Source organism: Paenisporosarcina sp. P4_E4_2 (assembly GCF_056401595.1).
In genome coordinates this window covers 1-1080 of record NZ_JBFUJC010000568.1, presented here as the reverse complement: position 1 = coordinate 1080, position 1080 = coordinate 1, and the positions used below count along the sequence as shown (strand labels likewise).

General features: G+C 37.6%; 2 protein-coding genes. Both read right to left on the bottom strand.

Going from position 1 to position 1080, the window contains the following annotated elements:
• Positions 1 to 526 (bottom strand): AAA family ATPase (locus AC1DSB_RS19785; RefSeq protein ID WP_477587482.1); only part of this gene is annotated, 526 nt, incomplete at its 3' end.
• A gap of 213 nt (positions 527 to 739) precedes the next feature.
• Positions 740 to 1080 (bottom strand): DNA repair protein RecO (gene recO, locus AC1DSB_RS19780; RefSeq protein ID WP_477587481.1); only part of this gene is annotated, 341 nt, incomplete at its 5' end.

The window sequence follows — 1080 nt, the reverse complement described above, 5'->3', positions numbered from 1 at the left end:
TTTCGATAATTTTTCTAATAACAGACTGAACTTCAACCGCGTTTTYGATTACAAATAAATGCTCCGCTTCGCCTTCTATCGGCGCTATCACATCACCTTTATTAGTCTCATTCTGTTGCCTAGTTCGCACTTCCTCAAACGTTGAAGCAGTTCTTAATATTTTTGTAGTACGTTTACTTTTCGCAACACGCTCTTTAAGAACATGTTCTGGCACATCAAAATCCACAAGAATGCTTGTAAATCCTTCATTATGATAATGTTCAAGCAGCTTCAAACGGCCTTTACGATTGCGATTTGAGTTACAAAGAATGAGGTGGCAATTAGTCTCATTAATTGCATAATCGACAATAGTTTGTGTAAGAGAATACTTGATTGTATTATGTCCTTGTTTCGGTAATAACGTTTGGTAGTATGTATGGAGGAATTCAGCATGATTATCTTGATCAATCACAACTGAGTTAGGCATCTCTGTTTCTAATGCTTTCGCAAATGTAGTCTTACCGCTATGGGTTATACCAACTGTCATAATAACTAACCTCTTCAAGAATCCAGCTCCAATCTATAATTCAGATTTTGTTTTGGGACCATTTCCTGCCGTAATAATACTGACATGCCAATCAGTAAATATTTTTCATAGCCACCAACTATAACCCCTTATATTATACCAGTAATATCCATTTAGCCAAAAAGGTTAGAGAATATTCCGTGAGCACACGTATTTCGCATAAAAAAAACCGTCTTACTGCCCTTCTTCAGGGGCAATAGACGGATTTTCTTTTTTGGGGAAATATTGTGGCGAACGATCGAGTTGATCAATGAATGACCTGGACTTCAGTCGAATGCCTGTTTGTTCCTCGTATATGGTTCTCACGATTTTCTTGATAAACGTTTTCGTTTCTTTTTTTAATGTCAACTTCCCAACTTGCTCAATCGGCACCGTGTAAAACGTCCGAATGAGCTTGACTTGAGCAGGTGTCAAACGAATTATATAGCGATCAATATCAAAACACCGATGACATAAAAAACCGATCTGTTGAAACGAAAAAGCGAATTCTCCATCTGTTGCTCCGCAATTAGCAC